The 24,292-nt window shown below is 68.9% G+C and carries 28 protein-coding genes, 1 pseudogene and 1 riboswitch; of the genes and pseudogenes, 12 read left to right on the forward strand and 17 right to left on the reverse strand.

Going from position 1 to position 24,292, the window contains the following annotated elements; all coding sequences use genetic code 11:
- Nucleotides 1–22: 22 nt before the first annotated feature.
- Complete coding sequence (locus tag GA0115254_RS47395; RefSeq protein WP_370740825.1) at nucleotides 23–271, reverse strand: helix-turn-helix domain-containing protein; 249 nt, start codon at nucleotides 269–271, stop codon at nucleotides 23–25.
- On the opposite strand from GA0115254_RS47395, the pseudogene GA0115254_RS45600 reads away from it, so the two are divergent.
- Nucleotides 211–369: pseudogene (locus GA0115254_RS45600) on the forward strand (TetR family transcriptional regulator); the annotation flags it as partial. The gene GA0115254_RS47395 and the pseudogene GA0115254_RS45600 overlap by 61 nt on opposite strands.
- 36 nt (nucleotides 370–405) lie before the next feature.
- Here the strand turns inward: GA0115254_RS45600 and GA0115254_RS04340 are convergent.
- Complete coding sequence (locus tag GA0115254_RS04340; RefSeq protein WP_093893934.1) at nucleotides 406–1,620, reverse strand: RNA-guided endonuclease InsQ/TnpB family protein; 1,215 nt, start codon at nucleotides 1,618–1,620, stop codon at nucleotides 406–408.
- Between the two features lie 51 nt (nucleotides 1,621–1,671).
- Between GA0115254_RS04340 and tnpA the strand changes: the two genes are divergently transcribed.
- The gene (gene tnpA / locus GA0115254_RS04345; protein ID WP_093893935.1) at nucleotides 1,672–2,112 is read left to right on the forward strand and encodes an IS200/IS605 family transposase; all 441 of its coding nucleotides are present in this window, start codon (nucleotides 1,672–1,674) and stop codon (nucleotides 2,110–2,112) included.
- Between the two features lie 61 nt (nucleotides 2,113–2,173).
- Nucleotides 2,174–2,332 (forward strand): hypothetical protein, encoded by a 159-nt coding sequence (locus GA0115254_RS44215; RefSeq protein ID WP_370740824.1) that lies wholly within the window; start codon nucleotides 2,174–2,176, stop codon nucleotides 2,330–2,332.
- 15 nt (nucleotides 2,333–2,347) lie between these two features.
- Here the strand turns inward: GA0115254_RS44215 and GA0115254_RS04350 are convergent, their stop codons facing one another.
- The 11 genes from GA0115254_RS04350 to GA0115254_RS04400 all read right to left on the reverse strand — a co-directional run bounded on the left by GA0115254_RS04350 (nucleotide 2,348) and on the right by GA0115254_RS04400 (nucleotide 14,425).
- Nucleotides 2,348–3,418, reverse strand: coding sequence for a helix-turn-helix transcriptional regulator (locus GA0115254_RS04350; RefSeq protein WP_093893936.1), 1,071 nt, complete (start codon nucleotides 3,416–3,418; stop codon nucleotides 2,348–2,350).
- Between the two features lie 49 nt (nucleotides 3,419–3,467).
- Nucleotides 3,468–4,334 (reverse strand): thioesterase family protein, encoded by an 867-nt coding sequence (locus GA0115254_RS04355; protein WP_093893937.1) that lies wholly within the window; start codon nucleotides 4,332–4,334, stop codon nucleotides 3,468–3,470.
- A 121-nt stretch (nucleotides 4,335–4,455) separates the two neighbouring features.
- A complete protein-coding gene (locus GA0115254_RS04360; protein ID WP_093893938.1) occupies nucleotides 4,456–5,127 on the reverse strand; it encodes a trimeric intracellular cation channel family protein in 672 nt (223 codons plus the stop codon).
- Nucleotides 5,128–5,145: 18 nt separating this feature from the next.
- On the reverse strand, nucleotides 5,146–6,330 hold the full coding sequence (locus tag GA0115254_RS04365) for an ABC transporter ATP-binding protein (protein ID WP_370740826.1): 1,185 nt from the start codon (nucleotides 6,328–6,330) through the stop codon (nucleotides 5,146–5,148).
- Between the two features lie 35 nt (nucleotides 6,331–6,365).
- Nucleotides 6,366–7,466 carry an ABC transporter ATP-binding protein gene (locus tag GA0115254_RS04370; protein ID WP_093893940.1) on the reverse strand — a complete coding sequence of 367 codons (1,101 nt, stop codon included), beginning with the start codon at nucleotides 7,464–7,466 and terminating at the stop codon, nucleotides 6,366–6,368.
- Nucleotides 7,463–8,464: an ABC transporter permease gene (locus GA0115254_RS04375; protein WP_093893962.1), complete on the reverse strand. Its 1,002-nt coding sequence runs from the start codon at nucleotides 8,462–8,464 to the stop codon at nucleotides 7,463–7,465. The genes GA0115254_RS04370 and GA0115254_RS04375 overlap by 4 nt, the downstream gene beginning before the upstream one ends.
- A gap of 144 nt (nucleotides 8,465–8,608) precedes the next feature.
- The gene (locus GA0115254_RS04380; RefSeq protein WP_093893941.1) at nucleotides 8,609–10,384 is read right to left on the reverse strand and encodes an ABC transporter substrate-binding protein; all 1,776 of its coding nucleotides are present in this window, start codon (nucleotides 10,382–10,384) and stop codon (nucleotides 8,609–8,611) included.
- 95 nt (nucleotides 10,385–10,479) lie between these two features.
- On the reverse strand, nucleotides 10,480–11,484 hold the full coding sequence (locus GA0115254_RS04385) for an ABC transporter permease (protein WP_093893942.1): 1,005 nt from the start codon (nucleotides 11,482–11,484) through the stop codon (nucleotides 10,480–10,482).
- 448 nt (nucleotides 11,485–11,932) lie between these two features.
- Entirely contained in the window at nucleotides 11,933–12,715 is a 783-nt protein-coding gene (locus GA0115254_RS04390) for an enhanced serine sensitivity protein SseB C-terminal domain-containing protein (RefSeq protein WP_093893943.1), read from the reverse strand.
- Between the two features lie 180 nt (nucleotides 12,716–12,895).
- A complete protein-coding gene (locus GA0115254_RS04395; protein ID WP_093893944.1) occupies nucleotides 12,896–13,666 on the reverse strand; it encodes an enhanced serine sensitivity protein SseB in 771 nt (256 codons plus the stop codon).
- 81 nt (nucleotides 13,667–13,747) lie between these two features.
- A complete protein-coding gene (locus tag GA0115254_RS04400) occupies nucleotides 13,748–14,425 on the reverse strand; it encodes an AAA family ATPase (protein WP_093893945.1) in 678 nt (225 codons plus the stop codon).
- A 158-nt stretch (nucleotides 14,426–14,583) separates the two neighbouring features.
- A riboswitch (glycine riboswitch) is annotated at nucleotides 14,584–14,681 on the forward strand.
- 140 nt (nucleotides 14,682–14,821) lie between these two features.
- Here GA0115254_RS04400 and gcvT point away from each other — a divergent pair.
- From gcvT to GA0115254_RS04420, 4 genes are all read left to right on the forward strand, one after another.
- Nucleotides 14,822–15,937 (forward strand): glycine cleavage system aminomethyltransferase GcvT, encoded by a 1,116-nt coding sequence (gcvT, locus tag GA0115254_RS04405; RefSeq protein WP_093893946.1) that lies wholly within the window; start codon nucleotides 14,822–14,824, stop codon nucleotides 15,935–15,937.
- Between the two features lie 91 nt (nucleotides 15,938–16,028).
- Nucleotides 16,029–16,406: a glycine cleavage system protein GcvH gene (gcvH, locus tag GA0115254_RS04410; RefSeq protein ID WP_093893947.1), complete on the forward strand. Its 378-nt coding sequence runs from the start codon at nucleotides 16,029–16,031 to the stop codon at nucleotides 16,404–16,406.
- A 19-nt stretch (nucleotides 16,407–16,425) separates the two neighbouring features.
- Nucleotides 16,426–17,685, forward strand: a complete 1,260-nt coding sequence (glyA, locus tag GA0115254_RS04415) for a serine hydroxymethyltransferase (RefSeq protein WP_093893948.1) — start codon at nucleotides 16,426–16,428, stop codon at nucleotides 17,683–17,685.
- 183 nt (nucleotides 17,686–17,868) lie between these two features.
- Nucleotides 17,869–19,251 (forward strand): L-serine ammonia-lyase, encoded by a 1,383-nt coding sequence (locus GA0115254_RS04420; RefSeq protein ID WP_093893949.1) that lies wholly within the window; start codon nucleotides 17,869–17,871, stop codon nucleotides 19,249–19,251.
- Between the two features lie 99 nt (nucleotides 19,252–19,350).
- Here the strand turns inward: GA0115254_RS04420 and GA0115254_RS04425 are convergent, their stop codons facing one another.
- The 4 genes from GA0115254_RS04425 to GA0115254_RS04440 all read right to left on the reverse strand — a co-directional run bounded on the left by GA0115254_RS04425 (nucleotide 19,351) and on the right by GA0115254_RS04440 (nucleotide 21,013).
- Nucleotides 19,351–19,935 (reverse strand): SUKH-4 family immunity protein, encoded by a 585-nt coding sequence (locus tag GA0115254_RS04425; RefSeq protein ID WP_093893950.1) that lies wholly within the window; start codon nucleotides 19,933–19,935, stop codon nucleotides 19,351–19,353.
- Between the two features lie 192 nt (nucleotides 19,936–20,127).
- A complete protein-coding gene (locus tag GA0115254_RS04430; RefSeq protein ID WP_093893951.1) occupies nucleotides 20,128–20,511 on the reverse strand; it encodes a hypothetical protein in 384 nt (127 codons plus the stop codon).
- Entirely contained in the window at nucleotides 20,508–20,792 is a 285-nt protein-coding gene (locus GA0115254_RS04435) for a DUF7848 domain-containing protein (RefSeq protein ID WP_093893952.1), read from the reverse strand. Before GA0115254_RS04435 ends, GA0115254_RS04430 begins: the two co-directional genes overlap by 4 nt.
- Nucleotides 20,789–21,013: a hypothetical protein gene (locus GA0115254_RS04440; protein ID WP_093893953.1), complete on the reverse strand. Its 225-nt coding sequence runs from the start codon at nucleotides 21,011–21,013 to the stop codon at nucleotides 20,789–20,791. Before GA0115254_RS04440 ends, GA0115254_RS04435 begins: the two co-directional genes overlap by 4 nt.
- Before the next feature lie 170 nt (nucleotides 21,014–21,183).
- Here GA0115254_RS04440 and GA0115254_RS04445 point away from each other — a divergent pair, with 170 nt between their 5' ends.
- The 5 genes from GA0115254_RS04445 (at nucleotide 21,184) to GA0115254_RS04465 (ending at nucleotide 24,051) form a co-directional block, all read left to right on the forward strand.
- Nucleotides 21,184–22,026: a helix-turn-helix domain-containing protein gene (locus GA0115254_RS04445; protein ID WP_093893954.1), complete on the forward strand. Its 843-nt coding sequence runs from the start codon at nucleotides 21,184–21,186 to the stop codon at nucleotides 22,024–22,026.
- Nucleotides 22,008–22,295 carry a DUF397 domain-containing protein gene (locus GA0115254_RS04450; RefSeq protein ID WP_093893955.1) on the forward strand — a complete coding sequence of 96 codons (288 nt, stop codon included), beginning with the start codon at nucleotides 22,008–22,010 and terminating at the stop codon, nucleotides 22,293–22,295. The genes GA0115254_RS04445 and GA0115254_RS04450 overlap by 19 nt, the downstream gene beginning before the upstream one ends.
- 242 nt (nucleotides 22,296–22,537) lie before the next feature.
- Nucleotides 22,538–23,074: a hypothetical protein gene (locus GA0115254_RS04455; protein WP_093893956.1), complete on the forward strand. Its 537-nt coding sequence runs from the start codon at nucleotides 22,538–22,540 to the stop codon at nucleotides 23,072–23,074.
- Between the two features lie 168 nt (nucleotides 23,075–23,242).
- Complete coding sequence (locus tag GA0115254_RS04460; RefSeq protein ID WP_093893957.1) at nucleotides 23,243–23,479, forward strand: hypothetical protein; 237 nt, start codon at nucleotides 23,243–23,245, stop codon at nucleotides 23,477–23,479.
- Between the two features lie 95 nt (nucleotides 23,480–23,574).
- Nucleotides 23,575–24,051, forward strand: a complete 477-nt coding sequence (locus tag GA0115254_RS04465) for an SUKH-3 domain-containing protein (protein ID WP_093893958.1) — start codon at nucleotides 23,575–23,577, stop codon at nucleotides 24,049–24,051.
- Nucleotides 24,052–24,292 lie beyond the last annotated feature (241 nt).

Consider the following 24,292-nt stretch of genomic DNA (forward strand, 5'->3'; position numbering starts at 1 on the left):
CCGGTCGCGGCTTCCGTGCGTCCTACGACAGCCAGTCGCGCCGCGCCGCCTGCCACACCAGCTGCGTACGCGTCGTCGCGCCCGCCCGCTGCATCAGCGCGGTGATCCGGCGCTGCACCGTGCGGTGGCTGACACGCAGCTGGGTGGCGATCGCTTCGTAGCGGATGCCCTGGGCGAGCAGCTCGAACTCCTCGCCGTTGTCCTGGGCTCCGTGAGCAGCACGGCGGCGTGACCCCGGTCCGTGAGGCCATAGCGGCCCAACTGCGGCAATTCGCCGAGGAGGTGGCGGCGGCTCTCGCCGAGGAACCGCAGCCCCGGGGCTGGAGCCACGAGGATCTGCTGATGCTGGGCGGCCTCCATGTCGACCACGCGACTCCTCCACCCCGTGAACGGGGTGGCTTCTCGCTATGCCTGGTTGGCGTCGCGACGGACCAGCCCGGCCCGTAGAACGTTGGTTGCTCCAACGACGTCGGCGTGTGCCCGGTGGCCGCACGAGACGCAGTGGAACTTTTCCTGGGCGGGCCGGTTCTCCTTGGCGGTGTGCCCGCATTCGGGGCAGGTCCGGGAGGTGTTGCGGGGGTCCACAGCGATCACTTCCCGTCCGGCGCTTTCAGCCTTGGCGTACAGGATCGTCAGGAACACCCCCCATCCGGCATCGGCAATGCAACGGTTGAGCCCGGACTTCGCCGCTGCCCCGTTGGGCAGGAAGGTGCCCGGCGTTCCAGGATCGGGCTTCGGCGTGGGGGCCTTGCTCATGTTGCGGATCTTGAGGTCTTCGTGCGCGATGAAGTCGTACTCACGGACCAGGGCGAGCGCGGTCTTGTGCGCGTGGTCGAGGCGCTGTCGGCGCACCTTGCCGTGGAGCGTGGCAACCTTCTCCACGGCCCGCTGGTGGTTTTTCGTGCGGTCTTCGGCTTTGCGGCGCGGGAACCGGGACAGGGCCTGCTGTGCGGCTTCGAGCTTCGCGGCGGCCTTGCGGCCGTGGCGCGGGTTGGGGACGTGTACGCCGTTGGAGTCGGTGAGGAACGAGGCAATGCCCAGGTCGATGCCGGCGACGCTGCCCGTGGGCGGGAGCGGTTCGGGTCGGTCCTGCTCGGCGGTGAGCACGACGAACCACTTGCGGCCCTCGCGCTTGACGCTGACGGTCTTGACCTTGCCGACCACCACACGGTGCTGGTGGACCTTGACGTGCCCGACGCCCTGGAAACGGACCCGGGTAACGGGATCGTGCGGGGTGGAGTTCCACCGGCAGCCGTCGCCGTCCTTGGGAAAATCCACAGTGTCGAACCAGTTCACCCCACGAAAGCGCGGGTAGCCGGGCGTCTCGCCTGCCTTGATCCGGCGGAAGAACGCACCGAACGCCCTGTCCAGGCGACGCAGCGTGGCCTGCTGCGAGGAGAAGGACCAGCGGCCCTGCCGCTCCGGGTCGAACGTCCGGATCTCCTTCAGCTGTGCTGACTGCACCCCGTACTTGATGCTCGTCCTCGACACGTGCCGGAAGGCGTCACGGCGTTCCTGCAATGCCCCGTTGTAGAGCGAACAGTGGTCGCGCAGCATCTCGCTCAGGGCCTGTGCCTGACCCACGGTGGGCCGCATGAGGAATTTGTACGCACGGATCACCGGCCCACCCCCTTTCCGGTCGAGCTCGCTCGATCGTACTACGCTTGGTTTATGTCACCACGCTGGGAACCGAATCCCGAGGTACGTCGGGGCCGTCACGTCGTCTACAACCTCCACGCACACTTGGTGTTCGTGACAAAGTACCGGCGCGAAGTCTTCAACGACGCCATGCTGACGCGCTGCGAGGAGATCATGAGGAACGTCTGCACGGACTTCGGCGCGGAGCTGATCGAGTTCAACGGCGAAGAGGATCACGTGCACCTCCTGGTGCACTACCCGCCGAAGGTCGCCCTGTCGGCCCTGGTGAACTCGCTCAAGGGCGTGTCCTCCCGCTACCTGCGACAAGAGTTCACCGGCCGTGTCAACCGCTTCATCATGCACGGCCGTTTCTGGTCGGGCTCCTACTTCGCCGGTTCCTGCGGTGGCGCACCGCTGGATATCGTCAAGCAGTACATCGAGCAGCAAAAACGTCCGCTCCAGCCTGAGAGTTAGAGCAGTCCCGAGATCGGATTCCCTCCCCGCCTGAAGGCGGGGATTCCCTCCGAAGAGAGGGATGGTGATCACAGCCTCGGCGCTGCTGGATGCGGGGCCGGACGGCGAGCAGCAGGTGGCCGGGGTGGCCCGCCGCCGGTTGAGACTGGTCACCCTCGGCAGACGCCATTGGCTGGACGGCACGGACGCCCACCAGGAGTCCGCAAAGCCTCACCCGTAGGGATTCCGCAAGGCCTCACCCGCCCTCCGCACCCGGCTCCGCACCCGCCTCCCCGTACAGTGCCACGACCGCCGCCGCGTGACGGGCGAGAACGGTCCGCGCCTCCGGCGGCGAGAGCACTTCGAGGTTCGGGCCGAAGGAGAGCAGGGAGCGGGCCCACTCCACCGAGTCCACGGCCAACTCGGCCCGCACCCAATCCCCTTGCTCCTCGGCCGACGCCCAATCCCCTTGCCCCTCGGCCCGCACCCACTCCCCTTGCCCCTCGGCCGACGCCCGCTCCTCCTGCTCCTCGGGCCACGGTTCCCCGGTCAGCGCCCCGGCGTGGAGGCGTACGAACAGATCGAGCCGGGAACGGTGCACGCGAACCCGCAGCCGTACGCCATCGGGCCGCTCCTCGACCCGCTTGCGCAGTGCGTCCCACAGATCGGCCAGTTCCACCCCCGGCCGGCGCACAACGGGATCGTCGGTGAGAGCGGCCCGCTGCACCCGGTCCACCCGGAACAGCCGGGGCACACCGTCACGGTCCGCGACCAGGTACCAGACGCCCGCTTTCACGACGAGGCCGTACGGATCGACGAGGTAGGCGCGTGGGGTCTGCGTGCCGCTGTGCCGGTAGCTCAGCCGCAACCGCCGGTCGGTGAACACGGCGTCGTGCAGTTCGGCGACATCGACGACCGGTTGCGGGCCGCTCATCCAGCGCACCGGGTCGACCAGGATCCTTCGGCTGGTCAGCTCGGCGGCGGGTCGGTGCGGTGCGGGCAGTGCCGCCATCACCTTGCGCAGCGCGGACCCGAGCGCCACGTCGAGGCCGAGCGCGGCATGGGCGCCCTGAGCGGCGAGAACGAAGAGGGCGCGCGCCTCGTCGGTGGTGAGCCCGGTGACGTCCGTACGGAATCCCGGCAGCAGCGTGAGACCGCCGCGCCGCCCCCGCTCGGCGTAGACGGGGACGCCGGAGGCGGAGAGCGCCTCGATGTCGCGGTAGATGGTGCGTACGGAGACTTCGAGGCGCTCGGCGAGCTCGGTGGCGGGCACGAGGCCGCGAGTCTGGAGCAGCAGGAGGATCGAGAGCAGCCGGTCGGATTTCACTCCACCAGCTTCCCCCCTGGCCCGCGCCCCGCCCGCCGCTCCCGTGCGGCTATGCGCGCGGTGCCCGCGCCAGTTGGCGGGACTGGGCCACCAGCCGGTCCGCACTGTCCCAGACGTCCGCGTCCTCCTCCAGGAAGCCGCCCGCGAGGTTGCGGGTGGTGATGGAGACGCGCAGCGGGCCGGGGGCGGGGCGGCAGCGGATGTGGGTGGTGAGTTCGATGGTCGGCGTCCAGCCCTTGAGGCCCAGCTCGAACGAGGTGGGCGGCAGTGCGTCGACGGTGAGCAGGAGCGAGAGCGGGTCGGCGTCGCGGCCGTCCGCGAGACCGAACCAGCCGCGCATCTCACCCTTGCCGGAGGGAGCGCCGACGGCCCAGCCGATCGTCGCCGGGTCGAGCTTGATGTCGAGCCGCTCCGTGATGGCGGAGCTGCCGGGGATCGGGGCCGGGCCGTCGCCCGGGCCGAGGCAGTGCGCCGGCGGCGGGATGGCCGGCGGCTTCGCCGATGTGCGTACCTCGTCGGACAGCGCGTCCAGATCGCCGTAGGTGGCGATGACGCGGATGCGCTCCACCTCGGTGCCGTCCTCCGCGTACTGGAAGAGGGAGGCCTGGCCGGTGGAGAGGGTGCGGCCGGTTCGGACCGTCTGGGTGCGGATCACCGCGGGGCCCGGGACGGATGCGGTGAGGTAGTGCGCGGAGACCGAGAAGGGGTCCGGGTGCGGCAGGGCCTCACCGAGCGCACGGCCGAGCATGGCCAGCAGATAGCCGCCGTTGACGGCGTGGATGATCGTCCAGCCGGCGGAGAGCTCGGCGTCGTAGACGCCTTCCTCGCGACGGGTGACGGCGGTGTCGCGGTCGAACTCGCTGTTCCCGATGGATACCTGCGCGGCCTGAGCCGTCTGCGCTGCTGCCTGTGCCATGCGATGCACCGTACACCGATTGTATTACTAAGCGGTAGCTTTTAAGTGCCCGGAAGATGTCGGCGCACGGTGCGGAGCCCTTTCCGGCATTCCTCCCGTGCGTGGGCGGCGCGAAGTCGCGTCAGGCGGCTGCGGGGCCCTCCTCGGCCGACGCCGACCGCCGGTTGTAGGCGCGCGGGGCCCGCCAGTGGTAGCGCATCGCCAGCAGCCGCAGTACGAAGGCCATGATGACCGCGGTGCCGCTGGTGAACGCATTGAGCGTGCCGAAGCGGATGCACAGCACGATGATGGTGGCGCCGACCATCGCGGGCACCGCGTACAGGTCCCGGTCCCAGCGCAGCAGCGAAGGCACCTCGTTGGCCAGTACGTCGCGCAGCACACCGCCGCCGACCGCGGTGGCCAGCCCCAGGGCCGCCGACGCGGTGAGGCCGAGACCGTAGTCGTACGCCTTGACCGTGCCCGTGACGCAGAACAGCCCGAGGCCGGCCGCGTCGAAGACATTGACGCCCACCTGGATCCGTTCGACGTGCGGATGCAGGAAGAACACCAGGCCGGCGGCGAGGAGCGGAGTGATGAAGTAGCCGAGATCCGTGAACGCCGCGGGCGGGACCGCCCCGATGACGATGTCACGGAACAGCCCCCCGCCCAGCGCGGTCACCTCGGCGAGTACCGCGATGCCGAAGACATCGAAGTTCTTGCGTACGGCGAGCAGAGCGCCGGAGATCGCGAAGACGAAGATTCCGACGATGTCGAGCGCATGCTGGACGGAGGGCGTGAACAGTTCGTTGAGCACCGGGCAATTGTGCCGGTACTACTCCTTCGGGCTGTCCTCCGGCGTATCGGACGATGCGGCGCCGTCGTCCGCGGCGGTCTCGTCGGCCTCCGGCTTCTGCACCGTGACGATCTCGATCGCCTCGCGCGCCGCCGCCGTCACCGTCTCGCCGGGCACCTGGTCGGGCGCGTTCTCCGGGTGGTGGCAGGCCACCTGGTGCCCGGTCTTCAGCGCGACCAGCGGCGGTTCCTGCGTCTTGCAGATCTCCGTCGCCTTCCAGCACCGGGTGTGGAAGCGGCAGCCGCTGGGCGGCGAGATCGGCGACGGCACGTCGCCCTTCAGCAGGATGCGCTCGCTCTTGGCCGAACGGCGCTTCGGGTCCGGGATCGGGACCGCCGAGAGCAGCGCCTTGGTGTACGGGTGCATCGGCGCCTTGTAGAGCGACTCGCGGTCCGCCAGCTCCACGATCTTGCCGAGGTACATCACCGCGATCCGGTCCGACACGTGCCGTACGACCGAGAGGTCATGGGCGATGATCACGTACGTCAGGCCGAGCTCGGCCTGGAGGTCGTCGAGCAGGTTCACGACCTGTGCCTGGATCGAGACGTCCAGCGCCGACACCGGCTCGTCCGCCACGACCAGCTTGGGGTTGAGCGCGAGCGCGCGGGCGATCCCGATGCGCTGGCGCTGACCGCCGGAGAACTCGTGCGGGTAGCGGTTGTAGTGCTCCGGGTTGAGGCCCACGACCTCCAGCAGCCGCTGCACCTCCTTCTTGACGCCGCCCTCGGGCGTGACGCCCTGCAGCTTGAAGGGGGCACCCACGATCGTGCCGATCGTGTGCCGGGGGTTCAGCGAGGAGTACGGGTCCTGGAAGATCATCTGCATGTCGCGGCGCATCGGGCGCATTGCGCCGACGCCGAGGTGCGTGATGTCCCTCCCCTCGAACTCGATCTTCCCCGCGGTGGGTTCGAGCAGCCGGGTGATCAGCCGGCCCATCGTCGACTTTCCGCAGCCGGACTCCCCGACGACGCCCAGGGTCTCGCCCGAGCGCACCTCGAAGTCGATCCCGTCGACGGCCTTCACGGCACCGGCACTGCGCTGCAGCAGCCCCTTCTTGAGGGGGAAGTGCTTCTGCAGCCCGGTCACCTTGAGCAGCACCTCGCGGGAGGCTGCGTCCTTGACCGCCGCGCCGTTCCCGGCGGACCTCTGCGCCGGAACGTCCACGCCCTTGTCCTCGCTCGTCACGGCCTTGTCCTCGCTCACAGCTTGGGCGCAATCTCTTCGGTCCAGATACGCTCCCGCTGCTCCTGCGACATGTGGCAGGCCGCCCAGTGCCGGCTGCCCACCTCCTGCAGCTCGGGCCGTACGGTGCGGGTCACGTCGTCCTTGGGTACATCCGCGTACGGGCAGCGCGGGTTGAAGGCGCAGCCCGACGGGATGTTGATGAGCGACGGCGGGGAACCCTTGACCGGGATGAGCCGGTCGGTCTGGTCGCGGTCGAGGCGCGGCATCGAGCCCAGCAGACCCCAGGTGTAGGGGTGCCGGGGCTCATAGAACACCTTCTCGGCCGGTCCGCGCTCGACGCAGCGCCCGCCGTACATCACCAGGATGTCGTCGGCGAGCTCGGCCACGACGCCCAGGTCGTGGGTGATGATGATGACCGCGGAGCCGAACTCCTTCTGCAGGTCCCGGATCAGGTCGAGGATCTGCGCCTGGACGGTCACGTCCAGCGCGGTCGTCGGCTCGTCGGCGATCAGCAGCTCGGGGTTGTTGACCAGCGACATGGCGATCATCGCGCGCTGGCGCATTCCGCCGGAGAACTCGTGCGGGTAGCTGTCGACGCGCTTGTCGGGCTGCGGGATGCCGACCCGGTCGAGCATCTCGATCGCACGCTTGCGGGCGGTCTTCTTGTCCACGTCGTGATGGACCCGGTACGCCTCCACGATCTGCTTGCCGATCGTGTAGTACGGGTGCAGCGCGGACAGCGGGTCCTGGAAGATCATGGCCATGTCGCGGCCGCGCAGCTTGCGCACCTCGTCCGGGTCCGCGGACAGCAGTTCCTTGCCGTCCAGCCAGATCTCGCCGGAGACCTGTGCCTTGCGCTTGCCGTACTGGCCGGCGGTGTGCAGGCCCATGATGCCCAGCGAGGTGACGGACTTGCCGGAGCCGGACTCGCCGACGATGCCGAGGGTCTTGCCCTTCTCCAGCTGGAAGTTGAGCCCGTCGACGGACTTGACCAGACCGTCGTCGGTCGGGAAGTGCACCTTGAGGTCGCGCACTTCGAGGAAGGCGGTGGGAGCGGGCGAGCCGGCCGAGGCAGGTTCGCCCAGCGCGGCACCGCTCTTGTGCAGTTCGGTCATCCCAGCCTCACTCGCGGGTCGATGACGGCGTACAGAATATCGACGACGAGGTTGGCGACGGCGATCGCGAGAGCCGCGAACAGTGTGACGCCGAGGATCACGGGCAGGTCCTTGTTACTGATGGCCTGGACCGCCGCGAGCCCGAGCCCCGGCAGGTTGAACGTGGACTCGGTGAGGACGGCGCCACCGAGGAGCACGCCGATGTCGAGGCCGAAGACGGTGAGGATCGGCGTCATCGCGGAACGCAGGGCGTGCCGGGTGATGACGGTACCCTCGCCCAGACCCTTGGAGCGGGCGGTGCGGATGTAGTCCTCGCCGAGCACTTCGAGCATGGTGGCTCTGGTGAGCCGGGCATACATCGCGGCGTTCAGGAAGGCGAGCACGATCCACGGCAGGATCAGTGTCTGGAACCAGGTGCCGATGCTGTCGTCCGTGGAGAGGTTGTCGGCGATGTGCACCCAGCCGAAGTTGTGCACGAACAGGCCCATCGCGACCATGCCGGTGAAGAAGATCGGCAGGGAGACGCCGGCGAGGGCGGTGGTCATCGCGGCACGGTCCCAGATGCTGCCGCGCCGGAGCGCGGAGACGACACCGGTGGCGACACCGCCGAGGAGCCACAGGACGCAGGCACCGGCGGCGAGCGCACCGGTGACGGGCAGGGCGTCCTTGAGGGTGCTCCAGACCGGTACCTCCGTGCGGAAGGAGTAGCCGAAGCAGGGTGCGGCGCAGTGGGTGACGTCGTCACCGTTCGCGTAGTCGCGCCCCATCGGGATGCCCTTGACGAAGTCCCAGAACTGGACAAGAAGGGGGTCGTCGAGACCCAGTTTGATCCGGATGCCCGCGAGCTGCTCGGCACCCGTGGCCTTGCCGGCGAAGAGGACGGCGACGTCCTGACCCGCCCACTTGGGCAGCATGAAGAAGATGGTGAAGGTCGCGAACAGTACGACGAGCACCATGATGACTACGGCGAACAGGCGCCGGATGAGATAAGCAAGCACTGTGCGCGGCCCGGCGGTGGCCGGGAACCCCTTGTGGGGGCTCCCGGCCACCGCCACGGCCATCACCTGCCCTTCGGACTGGCGGGTTTCGGCGGCGGTGGGGCAGTCAACCGGGTTGACTGCGAATGCTGTTGACTACAGCGGCTACTTGACGACGCCGAGCGAGACGTAGTCGTAACGGCCGTTGTAGGCGTCGGACATGTAGGCGTTGGTCAGCCGCTTGCCGCGCCAGGTGATGTTCTTCTCGTAGATGAAGGGCATCCAGTCGGCCTGGTCGAGGATCCGCTTGTCGAGAGCCTTGTAGATCTCGCCGGCCTTGTCCGCGTCGGTCTCCGCGATCGCGTCGTCGAAGAGCTTGTCGATCTGCGGGTCCTTGATCTGCGACTCGTTGTAGTTACCGGTCTCCGCGAGGAACCGGCTGTCCCACAGCGGCTGACCGAAGCCCTGGCCGGACGGGAAGTCCGGGCCCCAGCCGCTCATCGTCATGCCGTAGCCGCGCTTCTTCACGACGGACGGCGAACCGGTGATGCTGGACGCCTCGGCGCCGTCGATCGGGTCGACCTCGATCTTGATGCCGACCTTGCCGAGCTGCGCCTGGAGCGCCTCGGCGACGTCGACCTCGCCCGGGTTGTTGTTACGGGCGGTGAGCTTGGTGGAGAAGCCGTTCGGCTGGCCGCACTGCTTCAGCTCGTCCTTGGCCTTGGCCTCGTCCGGCTTGCCCTTGCGGGCGAGGACACCGTACGGGTCGTAGTCGCTGTGGCCCTTGATGGAGGCCGGCAGGGTGCTGTTGGCGATCGCGCCACCGGCGATCTCGCCACCGCGGGTCTGCTGCAGGGCCGCGAAGTCCGTGGCGTAGAAGACGGCCTTGCGGCAGTGGACGTCGTCCAGCGGCTTCGCCGTGTGGACGAGCGCGACGTAGCGGACGAAGGACGTCTGCATGTTGTCGACGCTGTCCTTGTGGTCCTGGACGGCGGTGACGCGGCCGGACTGGGTCATGCCGGTGCCGTTGAGGTCGACGTCGTAGTCGCCCTCCATCAGCTTCTTGTCGTTCTCCTCCAGGTTGGCGGAGATCGTGACGGTGACCTTGTCCGGGAGCGCGGCACGGACCGGGTCCGAGGACTTGTCCCACTTGTCGTTGCGCACGAGGACGATGCTCTTGCCCGGCTTGTACGTCTCGAACTTGTACGGGCCCGAGGAGAACGGCCGCTGGGTGTACTTCGCCTTGGTGTCCTGCGACGCCTTCACGGGCGTGCCGGACGGCATGGCGAGGAACTGCTCGAAGTCACCGTTGGGCTTGGGCAGCTTGAAGATGACGGTGCTGTCGTCGGGCGTCTCGATCGCCTTCAGGCCGAGCTTGTCCGGGGACGAGTCCTTGTAGGGGCCCTTGTACTCGCCCTTGGGGTCCAGCGTCTGCTTCAGGTACTGCGGGCCACCGGTGATGGTGTCCGTCGCCCAGATGCGCTCGATGCCGTACTTGACGTCCTTGGACGTCACCGGCGAGCCGTCCTCCCAGGTGATGCCGGGACGCAGCTTGTACGTGTACGTCTTGCCGCCGTCCGAGATCACACCGGGGCCGGTGGCGAGGTCACCGACGAGCTTGGTGGAGGCGGCGCCCGGCTTGGTGTCGTACGTGACCAGCTGGCGGGTGTAGAAGCGCATGAAGTCCCAGGCCATGCCGTAGTAGGCACGCTGGGGGTCGGCGGAGTCGAGGTCCTGCTTGCCGACCATCTTCAGCGTTCCACCCTTCTTGGTGGACGCGTTGGCGACCTTGTTGAACGCCGCGTTGAAGCCGGCGCCCTTCGCCTTGCCGCCGCTGCCGCCGTCGTCGCCGCCGCCGCCGCACGCCGTGGTGGTCATCAGCGCCGCGACCACGAGGGCCGCACCAGCGGTGAGCCGTCGTTTCGAGGTAACTGTGGACATTTTCTCGCAACCTCCGAGATCGCGGTCCCAGGCCATTGCTTGCCGGAGAACCATGGGAAGAGCCACCTGACAGTGCGGCAGGGGCAAGTCGTGGGTTATCGGGTCCCCTTGGGATCCAGTGCGTCGCGCAGCCCGTCCCCGAAGAGGTTGAAGGCCAGTACGGTGATGAAGATCGTCACGCCGGGGAAGACCATGAACATCGGGTCGTGCTCGTACGTCTCCAGGGCGTCCCGCAGCATTCCGCCCCAAGAGGCCGTGGGCGGCCGCACACCGGCGCCGAGGAAGCTGAGGGCCGCTTCGGTCAGGATGTTGGTGGGGATCATGAGCGTCGCGTAGACGGTGATCGGCGCCACCAGGTTCGGCAGCAGCTCACGGAAGAGGATGTGCACCCGCCCGCCGCCGAGACTGCGCGCCGCTTCCACGTACTCGCGTTCACGCAGCGAAAGCGTCTGGCCGCGAACGATGCGTCCCACGTACGGCCAGCCGAAGAAGCCGATGACGGCGACGAGTACGGCGATGCGCACGCCGCTGCCGGTGAGGCCGAGCAGGTCGTCGGGGAGGACCGAGACGAGGGAGATGATGAAGAGGAGCTGCGGGAAGGACAGCAGCACGTCCATCACCCGGCTGATCACCGCGTCCACCCAGCCGCCGAAGTAGCCGGCGATGATCCCGAAGAGCGTGCCGAGCGCGACGGCGACCAGGGCCGCCAGGAACGCCACGAGCAGCGAGATCCTGGCGCCGTAGACGATCCGGCTGAAGACGTCGCGCCCCTTGTTGGGCTCGACGCCGAAGAGGAAGTCGCCGCTCACGCCGCCCAAAGATCCCGTGGGGAGATTGGTCAGCGGATCGAGCTTGTCCTGGTGGAAATCGTTCGGCGGGTGTCCCAGCAGACCCACGATCAGGGGCGCGAAGACGGCCACCACGATCAGGACGAGGACAACGATGCCACCCGTCAGAGCGACCTTGTCCTGCTTGAGGCGGTTCCAGGCAATCTGCTTGAGGGAACGCCCCTCGACCTTCTTCACCCCGGAGTCGACTGCGGGACCGCTGGTCGCGATCGGGTCCGCTTCCGTGGTCGGCTCGTGCAGTGGTGCCGTCATCGTGGCAAGGACCCCTCTCAACCGGCGGTGGCCGGGCCGAACTGGCCGCTGTGGCGGCGCGATCAGTCAGTCGTACGCAGAGGCGGCAAGACGCCCTTGCTGCGGGAGTCTTCATTGCCGTCGCGCGAGGTAGCCATAGCGTCAGGCGAATGGATGCCTAACCGTGATGCGGTCAGGGGTGTTCCGTTATCCGGACGCATGTGAACGCCCCTCGAACACAGGTCAGTTGAGGCGGAAGGGGACACGCGCGCAGAATCGCGTCGCTTTCACCATCAGACACCCCCAGCAGGGAAATCTCGGACATGGGGAGTGCCGGCCCGCGGCGAGGGTCCGGGCGACGTGCCGGTTCACCCGGGCATGGACGGGAGCGGGCGGCCGCATTCCGGAAGTCCGGTGCGTACAGCGACATTTCGGGTGCCGGGGAGCTGCGACTCCGCTACCGGCAGGATCAGTACGCGCCCTGCGGCGGCGGATAGCCGTAGCCCGCCACCGGGGCCGCCGGTGCGTGGGCCTCGCGGTCGTAGAACGGACGGGAGTTGGCAAGCAGCCACATCGCGACCGGGTCGTACTCGTCGGACATCGCGACGGTGGAGACGGGCAGCCCCTCCGGGACCGCGCCGATCGACTGCTGCATCATCGCGCGCACCGCGTCGACCGAGCTCTGGCCCGTGTCGTAGAGATCGAGACCGATGGCCAGATACGGGACGCCGAGCGCAGGCTGCACCCACGCGCGGCGCAGCGAGCGGATCGCGGGGGTGTGATGGGCGTTCTGCGAGAGCAGGGCGTAGAACTGCGGGATCTCGATGGCCGGCTCGGTGAGCCGGAGCGGGCCGGCGGGCATCCGGTCGAGGCCGGTGGCGATCCGGCGCAGATCCAGCCAGGGGATGCCTACGCCGCCGCCCGGGGCGTGCGGGTTGAGCCAGATGCCCCAGCGGTCGGGGAAGAGGGCGCGGGCGATGTCGCGGCCACCGACCAGTTCATGGGCCCGGTTCCAGCCGCTGGCCGAGAGCTCCTGGGCGGAGGTCACACAGGGCGCGTAGCCGAGGCCGTCGACCTCCATGTTCCCGTACTGGGCGTCGGGCGAGCCCGCCTGGCCGTGCCAGAGGAGCATCCAGATCCGGCCGTTCGCGAGGGCCTGCAGCAGTGCCTCGTACGCGTCGTAGCGCCCGGGCGTCACTTGGCGCAGCATGTGCTCGACCTGCCCGGCCGCCGCGGTGCCTGACGCACTCACCTGGTCCCGCCCCTCTTCGATCCACTGTGTCGGCCCGCCGCTCCCGGGGCACACGGGTGCGGCATGGTGCCGTGGCACCAGCCATCAAACCAGCTTATGCGCCGGTCCTGACACCGACTTGACGCCTCGGGCCGACGCGGTGATCCGCTCCGAAGGCGTCCGCGGGCGCCGCGCCGGGCGCTAGTGGCCCGCGCGCCGGTAGAACGGCAGGACCTTCTCCCGCATCCAGTCGCCGACCGGGTCCTGCGCCACATCGAGCAGGACCAGATTGACCGGCCAGGGCACCTCGACCCGGCCGAGCGCACGGCCGAGGGCGTCCATCGGGGCGTTGCGCCCGGCACCCTCCCAGGTGGAGAACTCGACACCGATGAAGAGGACGGGCTCGCCGCCCTCGATGCTGGCCAGCACCCGGCGGGCGGTGAGCACGACACCGCTCTCCTCGAACTCACCGGCCGCCGCGGAGAGGAAGTCGACGGGCTCCTCCTGCCAGGCCGGCTCGTACAGCCGGACCCGGCCTCCGCTGGCCGGCCCGTCCAGCGGGGTGCGTCCGGCGCGGCAGAGCTCGGCCACGGCGGGCGGCGGCAGCGGCATCCCGACGGCGCCGCCCGGGTTCACGGCGATGCCGAGCTGCGGGGGCAGGCCGCGGGCGAACTCGCGGGCGGGCGCGACGGTGAAGGACATCTGGGTACCGACGCAGCTGAGGAACTGCTGTTCGGAGCTGAACACGGGAACGTACGGAGCGCCCTCGATCTCCAGCGTGGGCAGGTCCAGGTCGGGGGAGTCGGGTCCGCCGCCGTTGGGCAGGGGCACCCAGACGTGGCTGCGCCCGAGCACCTCGACGAGCCGTCCGCCCGCCTCCGGGCTGCCCACCGAGGCCATCAGAACTTCTTCGAGCTCATTGGCCGGCCATCCGCTCTGCGGATGGGACTGGACCTGTGCCGGAATGTCCACTGCTTCCCCTTCTTGCCCGAGCCTTCCGGCAGAAGATTAACGTCCGGCCGCCAGGCCCTCCGGCCCCTCACCCCCCAAGCCCTATGCGTCCGCGAACGCGATCCGGCCCAGTTTCCCCGCCGCTTCCCGGTCCAGCAGCACCGCCGAGACACATCCGGGCGGCAGCAGGCCGGTCTCGGTGTTCCGCAGCAGCCTTCCCACCGCCCTGCGGTGCCGGGCGAACGCGTATCCGGAGACGCCGCGTCCGCGCTCCCGCTGGCCCTCCCTCGCCGTCTGCGGTGTGACGTCGAGCAGGACGAGGTGGAGGACGCGGGCCCGGCGCCGCGCGTCACGGGCCAGCCAGCCGCGTACCCACGCCTGGGTTCCGCAGTCGTGGACGACGACGGACTCGCCGGAACGCAGCGCCCGCCACAGTCCCCAGTAGTGGGCGACGCGGACGAGGGGGCGGTAGAGGGCGTACGGGAGTAAACGGGGCATCAGCCGCGCCCAGCGGTCCCGGGTGTCCTGGGAGTCGATGGCACGGGCCGTGGTGACCGCCCGCCGGATGAGCGTCGATTTGCCGCTGCCGGGCAGCCCGGAGACCACCACCACGTCGCCTGCCGCGAAGTGCAGGCTGTGCGGGCTGCGCCCGGCCCGCTCCCGCAGATCCCGTACGACTGGCGCGTGCGTGCCGAGCGTCTCCGTGGCCGGAGCCCCCGGCTGTGCGGGCATCGCGCCGTGCGCGACCCCCGCGGTCGTCGCGTACCGCTGCAACGTCATCGCCCTCCCCCTGTCGGGTCACCCACGTATGCCCATGAAGTGTAAAGAAAAGGTAATGCGACACAACCGTCCACGCCGCTGATTTCCCATGAGGGACCGGGGCTCCACTCCAGTGCGATGCATGCGATGATGACCCGGCCAACTGCATAAAGGCCGCTTGAATCCGCGCGGGAGAGTTCCGGTCACTGCATGTGCCGGGCGCCGAAGGAGCAAGTTCCTCCCTTGAATCTCTCAGGCCCCGTACCGCGTGGATGAGGCAGATCTGAAAAGCGGGCCGCTCTGCGGCTCCACCCAAGGTGCAAGCCGAACCCTTCAGGGGCTCTCGGCGAACCTCTCAGGTTCCGATGACAGATGGGGAGGGATTGTCCTCGTCGTCATGCCCTGGGAGCCATATCCATGAGCACCGCCCCCCGTCTCACCGCCCTCGATGCCCTGCACCGTTCGCTGGGCGCGACCATGACCGACTTCGCGGGCTGGGACATGCCCCTGCGGTACGCCAGCGAGCGCGACGAGCACAACGCGGTGCGCACCAGGGCCGGCCTCTTCGACCTGTCGCACATGGGCGAGATCACCGTCACCGGCCCCGCGGCCGCGGCCTTCCTGAACTTCGCTCTGGTCGGCAACATCGGCACCGTCGCCGTGGGCCGCGCCCGCTACACGATGATCTGCGCCGAGGACGGCGGGATCCTGGACGACCTCATCGTCTACCGCCTGGGTGACACCGAGTACATGGTCGTCGCCAACGCCGGGAACGCCCAGATCGTGCTGGACGCGCTGACCGCGCGGGCCGACGGCTTCGACGCCGAGGTGCGTGACGACCGCGACGCGTACGCGCTGCTCGCCGTCCAGGGCCCCGAGTCCCCCGCCATCCTGGCCTCCGTCACCGATGCCGACCTGGACGGACTGAAGTACTACGCCGGTCTGCCCGGCACGGTCGCCGGTGTCCCCGCCCTCATCGCCCGTACCGGCTACACCGGCGAGGACGGCTTCGAGCTGTTCGTCGCCCCCGAGCACGCCGAGCAGCTCTGGCAGGCCCTCACGGCGGCGGGCGCCTCCCGCGGCCTGATCCCGTGCGGTCTGTCCTGCCGCGACACGCTGCGCCTGGAGGCCGGCATGCCGCTGTACGGGCACGAGCTGACCACCGAGCTGACCCCGTTCGACGCCGGTCTCGGCCGGGTCGTGAAGTTCGAGAAGGAGAGCGACTTCGTCGGCCGCAAGGCCCTGGAGGCCGCCGCCGAGCGCGCCGAGACCGCCCCGCCGCGCAAGCTCGTCGGCCTGATCGCCGAGGGCCGCCGGGTGCCGCGCGCCGGCTACCCCGTCGTCGCCGGGGGCCAGGTCATCGGCGAGGTCACCTCGGGCGCCCCGTCGCCCACCCTGGGCAAGCCGATCGCCATCGCGTACGTGGACGCCGCGCACGCCACGCCCGGTACCACGGGCGTCGGAGTGGACATCCGGGGCAGCCACGAGCCGTACGAGGTCGTGGCGCTGCCGTTCTACAAGCGTCAGAAGTGACGTCCGCGCACCTCGGAAGTGACGCAGTCGCGTCTCACACCGTAAGACCACCGTTCATCAGCACTCCCCCGCGTACAGGAGAATTCAGGTCATGAGCAACCCCCAGCAGCTGCGTTACAGCAAGGAGCACGAGTGGCTGTCGGCCGTCGAGGACGGTGTGGCCACGATCGGTATCACCGAGTACGCGGCCAACGCGCTCGGCGATGTCGTCTACGCCCAGCTCCCCGAGGTCGGTGACACGGTGACCGCGGGCGAGACCTGCGGCGAGCTGGAGTCGACCAAGTCGGTGAGCGACCTGTACTCCCCGGTGACCGGCGAGGTCACCGAGGCGAACCAGGACGTCGTGGACGACCCGTCGCTGGTGAACTCCGCTCCCTTCGAGGGCGGCTGGCTGTTCAAGGTACGCGTCGCGGAGGAGCCGGAGGACCTGCTCTCCGCCGACGAGTACACCGAGTTCTCCGGCAACTGAGACCCCAAGGGACCACCTGATGTCGCTTCTCAACTCCTCCCTCCACGAGCTGGACCCGGACGTCGCCGCCGCTGTCGACGCCGAGCTCCACCGTCAGCAGTCCACCCTCGAAATGATCGCCTCGGAGAACTTCGCTCCGGTCGCGGTCATGGAGGCCCAGGGCTCCGTCCTCACCAACAAGTACGCCGAGGGCTACCCCGGCCGCCGCTACTACGGCGGCTGTGAGCACGTCGACGTCGTCGAGCAGATCGCCATCGACCGCATCAAGGCGCTGTTCGGCGCCGAGGCCGCGAACGTCCAGCCGCACTCCGGTGCGCAGGCCAACGCCGCCGCGATGTTCGCGCTGCTGAAGCCGGGCGACACGATCATGGGCCTGAACCTGGCCCACGGCGGCCACCTGACCCACGGCATGAAGATCAACTTCTCCGGCAAGCTCTACAACGTGGTCCCGTACCACGTCGACGAGACCGGCGTCGTGGACATGGCCGAGGTCGAGCGTCTGGCCAAGGAGTCCAAGCCGAAGCTGATCGTCGCCGGCTGGTCCGCGTACCCGCGTCAGCTGGACTTCCCCGCCTTCCGTCGCATCGCGGACGAGGTCGGCGCGTACCTGATGGTCGACATGGCGCACTTCGCCGGCCTGGTGGCCGCGGGTCTGCACCCCAACCCGGTGCCGCACGCCCATGTCGTCACGACCACCACGCACAAGACCCTCGGCGGTCCGCGCGGTGGCGTCATCCTGTCGACGCAGGAGCTCGCCAAGAAGATCAACTCCGCGGTCTTCCCGGGCCAGCAGGGTGGTCCGCTGGAGCACGTGATCGCGGCCAAGGCGGTCTCGTTCAAGGTCGCGGCGACCGAGGAGTTCAAGGAGCGCCAGCAGCGCACCCTGGACGGCGCCCGCATCCTCGCCGAGCGCCTGGTCCAGCCGGACGTCACCGAGGTCGGCGTCTCCGTGCTGTCCGGCGGTACGGACGTCCACCTGGTCCTCGTCGACCTGCGCAACTCCGAGCTGGACGGCCAGCAGGCCGAGGACCGGCTGCACGAGCTGGGCATCACGGTCAACCGGAACGCCATCCCGAACGACCCGCGGCCGCCGATGGTCACCTCGGGTCTGCGGATCGGTACGCCGGCCCTGGCCACCCGCGGTTTCCAGGCCGAGGACTTCACCGAGGTCGCGGAGATCATCGCGTCGGCGCTCAAGCCGTCCTACGACGCGGACTCCCTGAAGGCCCGCGTCGTCGCGCTGGCCGAGAAGTTCCCGCTGTATCCCGGCCTGAAGTAGCCCGGGTCACAGGTGTCCCGGAGTAATCCGGGACACAGTTCGTCACGTTTCGGGCGGGGCACCGCGCACACTGGACAGTGGGCGCGGTGCCCCATCCCTTGTCCCCGCTGCTCTTCGGGCCGGTCGGCCCGTACCGCATCACCCGGCAGACAACGGCGTCTACCAACCCTTAGGAGTCCCCCCGTGGCCATCTCGGTCTTCGACCTGTTCTCGATCGGCATCGGCCCGTCCAGCTCCCATACGGTCGGCCCGATGCGCGCCGCCCGGATGTTCGCGCGCCGGCTGAAGAACGAGGGCCTCATCGCCCACACCGCCTCCATACGCGCCGAGCTGTACGGCTCGCTCGGGGCCACCGGTCACGGCCACGGCACCCCCAAGGCCGTCCTGCTAGGTCTGGAGGGCGAGTCGCCCCGCACCGTGGACGTGGAGGCCGCCGACGACCGGGTGGAGCAGATCCGCACCAGCGGCCGGATCAACCTCCTCGGCATGCACGAGATCGACTTCGACGCCGACGAGCAGCTGGTCCTGCACCGCCGCAAGGCGCTTCCGTACCACGCCAACGGCATGACGATCTTCGCCTTCGACCACGAGGGTGCCCTCCTCCTGGAGAAGACCTACTACTCCGTCGGCGGCGGCTTCGTCGTCGACGAGGACGCGGTGGGCGAGGACCGGATCGTCCTCGACGACACCGTGCTGAAGCACCCCTTCCGCACCGGCGACGAACTGCTGCGGCTCTCGAAGGACACCGGCCTGTCCATCTCCTCGCTGATGCTGGAGAACGAGAAGGCCTGGCGCACCGAGACCGAGATCCGCTCGGGTCTGCTGGACATCTGGCGCGTCATGCAGGCCTGCGTCGCGCGCGGCATGTCCCGCGAGGGCATCCTGCCCGGCGGCCTCAAGGTCCGCCGCCGCGCCGCGAACACCGCCCGCCAGCTGCGCGCCGAGGGCGACCCTCAGACCCATGCGATGGAGTGGATCACGCTCTACGCCATGGCGGTCAATGAGGAGAACGCGGCGGGCGGGCGCGTCGTCACCGCACCCACCAACGGCGCCGCGGGCATCATCCCGGCCGTGCTGCACTACTACATGAACTTCGCGGCCGGTGGTGCCACCGAGGCGGAGAAGGAGGACAGCGTCGTCCGCTTCCTCCTCGCCGCCGGAGCCATCGGCATGCTCTTCAAGGAGAACGCCTCCATCTCCGGCGCCGAGGTCGGCTGCCAGGGCGAGGTCGGCTCCGCCTGCTCCATGGCCGCGGGCGCCCTCGCCGAGGTCCTCGGCGGCTCCGCCGAGCAGGTCGAGAACGCCGCCGAGATCGGCATGGAACACAACCTCGGCCTGACCTGCGACCCGGTCGGCGGTCTCGTCCAGATCCCGTGCATCGAGCGCAACGGCATGGCCGCGGTCAAGGCCGTCACGGCGGCGAAGATGGCGCTGCGCGGCGACGGCAGCCACAAGGTCTCCCTCGACAAGGTCATCAAGACCATGAAGGAGACGGGCGCGGACATGAGCGTGAAGTACAAGGAGACGGCGCGCGGCGGGCTCGCGGTGAACATCATCGAGTGCTGAGCGACACCATCGGTGCCCGGTCGGCCACCGAAGAACGGAACCGGGGCCGGTGACCCGGCCCCGGTTCCTTCCGGGCATCGGTGAACCTCGTGCCCGGCGTCAGATGGCGTCGAGCTCGACCTCCTCGTAGACCCGCTGCCACCAGGTGGCGACGTCGTCCCTGAAGGCGGCCGGGTCCTGGCCGCGGAGCCCGTCCCTGATCTTCATTCCGAAGGCGACCCGGGCGGCTTCGGCCGGGTCGTCCTCCTCTTCGGGGTCGTCCGGCTCCAGTTCGTCGAAGTCGTCCAGGTGCTCGCTGCGGTGGTCCCACGCCGCCAAGGCGTCGAGGAAGGCGAGCAGCGAGCTGTTGACGAAGCGGGGTTCGAGGAGGGACGGGTCCGGGATCACGACCCGCCCCTCCGCGTCGAGTACGTACTCCAGGGCGTGCGAGGACTCGTGCCGGCCCAGTCGCCAGTACGGTCCCTCGCCCGCCTTCGCCGTCACCCGGGTGAACGCTGCGCCTTCCTCGGACGGGTAGAACATCCCGTACACCTCGTTCGGCAGCCCGTAGGTACGGGCCACCTCCAGAGCCTCAAGCACGGGTTGCGGCCACTCGCCCGCCGACGCGACCGCGTCCGCGTCCAGGCCGAGGATGCCGGCCTCGTCCCAGGACTCGGGTGTCAGCCACTGCGGTGCGTACTTCACTGGTCATTCCTCCAACCGGGTTTCCGTACATTCAAAAGCGGTTGGTCTCATGCATGGGACTCGGGAGCCTACCGAACAGCAGTCTGAGCTGCCCATTCCGGTTCCGGCAGCGTCCTGTTCCACGTCGGTTCCGGATCGGGTGGGCACGAGGGCTTCAACGTGGTCGGCGAACGTCCGGTTGGCAGCGTCCGGTCACAGGTAGAGCTGTCGCTCGCAGGTGCGGCAGTGGGTCTTGCCGTCACGCTTCTCGATCTGCCGGTGCTCGCACGCCTCGGATGTGCTCCCTGCCTTGTTCCTGGCCTTGGCCTCCTTCCCGGTCTCCGTCCCGGCAGGCGCGTCCCTGGCGTGCGACTGGACGCGCACCATGTGGCCGAGCTCCGCGACGCACGGGCCGCACGCGTACAGGTCGCCCGTCGCGCCGGGCGTGCGCACGGAGCCGATCCACAGCACGCGCACGCCCTCGCGGCGGCAGTACAGCCAGCAGTCACCCGTCACCCACGCGTTGCCGTCGTCCGTCCGCGCGGCGAGCGGCCACGCATCGCGCCACGGACGTTCGACGGCCGGGGCGAAGCTCACCCCGCACCTCCGCCCGCCCGGGCCGGCTCACCCGGCTCACTCGACCCGGCCGTCGGGCGCATGACCGCGTAGTCGCGGAAGTGCCGGTGGTAGCGCCGGTGCCGGGTCTCCTGCGTGTGCCGGCGCTGCCACTCCTCGACCGGTGCCGGATGGCTGTACGTGCCGGACCGCGCGCCGCACTCGGTTTCGTCGCCGGACACGCAGCGGATCTCGTACTCCGGCTCCGCTGACGCGTCCTGCTCGATGGTGAACGGTACGTAGCGGAACACGCGCCGGGTCACCGCACCGCCCCCTTCTCGATGACCGCCGCCAGCGCGCGGGCCACGGGCGCGGAGCACTCGCCGAGGGTCACCAGGGCGTACCCGGCGCCGTCGGTGCGCGACACGGGACGGACGTCCAGCGCGGGAAGCTGGATACCTGCCCGCCGAAGCGCCGCACCGAGCGCGTCCCGCGCCTCCTCGGCTTCGTTGATCTTCCGCACCGCTCGCTGTCGTGTCGTCATGGGGTTCCGTTCCGTTCGCCCGACATCGATGTGAGATGTGGGGGCTTGGACTACTGTGCGTGTTCCGGGCATTACGAGAATGGACCCGGAACAAGGAACGAACACCACCGGTGGGCTGTACTTCCCAGCCGCGCGACGGTAGTTCCACACCTTCCACGGAGGAGGACGTCATGCCGCCGAGACGGGTGGTCACGGGCCGGAGCCGGCAGCCACGTCAACGGTTCGCCGAGGAGCTGCGGTTGCTCCGCTCGCGGAACGGCGACAGCCTGCGCAAGCTCGGCGAAGTCCTCGGCTGGGACTGGTCGTTGTTCGGCAAGATGGAGAGCGGGGAGACCCTCGGCGGTCCGGAGGTCGTGCAGGCGCTCGACCAGCATTACGGGACGCCCGGCCTCCTGCTCACGCTGTGGGAGCTCGCGGTCGGCGATCCCACCCAGTTCCGCGAGCAGTACCGCCGGTACATGGCCTTGGAGGCCGAGGCGGTGAGCCTGTGGCACTACGCCGTGAGCGCGCCGCCGGGCCTGCTCCAGACGGGTGGATACGCGCGCGAGGCACTTGCGGCGGACGGCACTAGAGGCGAAGAGCTGAACCAGCAGGTCGAGGCGCGCATAGGGCGGCGGGAGCTGCTGGAGCGGGACGACGCACCACCGTTCCGCATCATCCTCTCCGAGGCGGTGCTTCGCACGCAGTTGCGCGACGCGCAGGCGTGGCGAGAGCAGGTGGAGCACCTGGTCGAGGCCTCGGACCGCTCGAACATCACCCTCCATGTACTGCCGTTCAGCGCCGGTCCGCATGGCTTGATGAACACCGCTGTGAAGTTCCTGCGGTTGCCGGACGGCCGCACAGTGGCCTACACCGAGAACGACGTGCGCGGTGAACTCATCGAGGAAACAAGCAGGGTCGAGTCCTTGCAGCGCCTCTATGATGCGGTCCGTGACCTGGCGCTGTCTCCGGTCAAGTCACGGAAGTTCATCCTGCGGATGTTGGAGGAAGTGCCGTGCGAGCCATCGACCTGAGCAACGTGACGTGGCGCAAGAGCAGCTACAGCAACACGAACGGCGGCGACTGCATCGAGGTCTCCGACGACTTCCTGAGCGCCGCCGCCTGGCGCAAGTCCAGCTACAGCAACACGGACGGCGGTGCGTGCGTCGAGGTGGCCGACGGCTTCCCCGCCGTCGTGCCCGTACGTGACAGCAAGAACCCGGGCGGTCCCGCGCTTATCTTCGAGTCGGCCGCCTGGTCGTCGTTCGTGACGGCCGCCAAGGGCGGGGAGTTCACCGTCTGAGCCACGCGACAGCATTCGCACGACCGGCCCTCGCCCAGCAGCGGGGGCCGTTGTCGTGCCGGAGCGCAAGCGGTCCCCAACTCATCGACTACACATGATGATTGACATCCCGCCATGATGGTTCCCGGCGTAACCTGACGGACCCGCGGGCCGGTCCGCGCAGGGTTCACGGTCCGCGGATGGGGGTGGATCCTCCGGCAGCGGGCAGTGTGGGAGATGTCCACGATCCGGGAGGGGGCCCGATGAGGCGTACAGAAGTGGCCAGACAGTTGGGCGGATTCGTCCGGGAGCACCGCACCGACGGCGCGAAACGTCTGCGGCAGGCGGGCATCTGGCTGGTGGTCGGAGCGGCGGGCACAGCCGTCGGACTGCCGGTGGCGATCGCGTCGGTGGGTACCGTCCATGGGGCCCCGAAGCTGGCGGGGCTGCTGCTCGGGGTCGGCCTGGTGGGGTGGGGGCTGGGGATCTGGCGCCTGGTGCAGGCGTTCCGTACCCGGGAACAGTCCTTCGACATCCATGAGCGGGGGTTCACCCACCGCGTGGCGGGCGACGCCACCGTCATCCCCTGGGAGGACGTGGCGCTGGTGAGCGCCTCCGGCGGCGACGGCCGTGCGCTCGCGGATGCTCGCGGCATGGGCTCCACGTGCGAGATCCGGCTGCACAGCGGACGCCGGATCCGCGTCGACGCCTTCACCGAGGACATGCGGGAGCTGGCCACGGTGGTCCACGGCGCGGTTCACCTCGGAGAGTTCCCCCGGGGCCGGGGCCAGGGACGCTGACCGGCCCTGCCGGGGCCCCGCGCCGCGAGGAATGCCGCTGCGGCGCCAAGCGCACCTGATAGCCTCAACAAGGGGCGATTCGTTTCGCCCCCTTTTTTGTTTTCTCTGCACCTTTCCCCTCTGCTTTTTCCCCTCCCCCTTTTTCTCCGCCGATCCGGGACGTGAGCGATGTCTGAGAACCCGAGCATCTGGGAAGTGCGGGTGGGTATCTACGCCACTCAGCAGCAGGCCGAAGAGGTCGAGGAACGCATCGCCAGGCTGCTGTGCCCGGACCCGGACCACGCACCGCCGTGCCCAATTCCGTGGTCGGCGTCCCTTTACCACGTGTCGGGGCAGCCCGAGGAGGACGACTCCTACCCGGAGCTGATTGAACAGGCCGAGGCGGAGAAGCACCTCCACTCGTAGCCGCCCGAACGCCCCCGGCAGCTCCGGACAGTCCGGAGTGGTCCGGAGCGGTCCCGTGCACTCGTGATGCGTCGGCTCACGGAACGGAACGGATAATGAGCTCCGAAGGTTTCACACCCGAAGTGCGTGACTGGCTGACGGCAAACGGCTGGTCGCCAGGCCGCGACATCGGAGACCATGCCGAAGAGCTCATTCAAGTCCGGGTACAGGATGCCCAGCGGCAAGGCATCGCGCTGACGCCGATGCCCGCCGCGGTGCACGTCATCCACACATTCGGCCTGCTGCACCTTACCCATCCCACGGCGCAGGACATCTCCTGGATCACGGCCCCGACCCTCGGATATGAGGGCGATGCGAGAGCCATCCAAGAACTGGCATTCGGACTGGGCACAGAACTTTTCCCTATTGGTTACGAGTCTTCCGAGTATGGAATTCTCTTGATCGACGAGAGGGGACGCTTCTTCCACCTCCACCACACAGGCGGGTACTATTTGGGAGAAAACACGGCGGATACTTTCTCCCGATTCCTGATCGGTGCACCCGACCCTGACGCGGAGGATTTCTTTGCCTGAGCAGTTCCCTGCTGTGGCCGCCGAGGACGGTCAGACCGTGCTGTCGCGCCGCCGATGGGACGAACAGGGCCTGCCGACGAAGAACTGACGCAAGTACAAGGGATGACTTCCCCGCCGGCATCGAATCGGCGTCGGCCGGGCGGACCTCAACTGAGCAGCGAAGCGTCGCGGGGCGCTCTCGTGCGGCTGCGGAGCATGACCTGATTGCCCCTCATTGCCCGCGCCGGTTCTTCGACGGCTG

This window comes from Streptomyces sp. Ncost-T10-10d, assembly GCF_900091955.1.
Classification (GTDB): domain Bacteria; phylum Actinomycetota; class Actinomycetes; order Streptomycetales; family Streptomycetaceae; genus Streptomyces.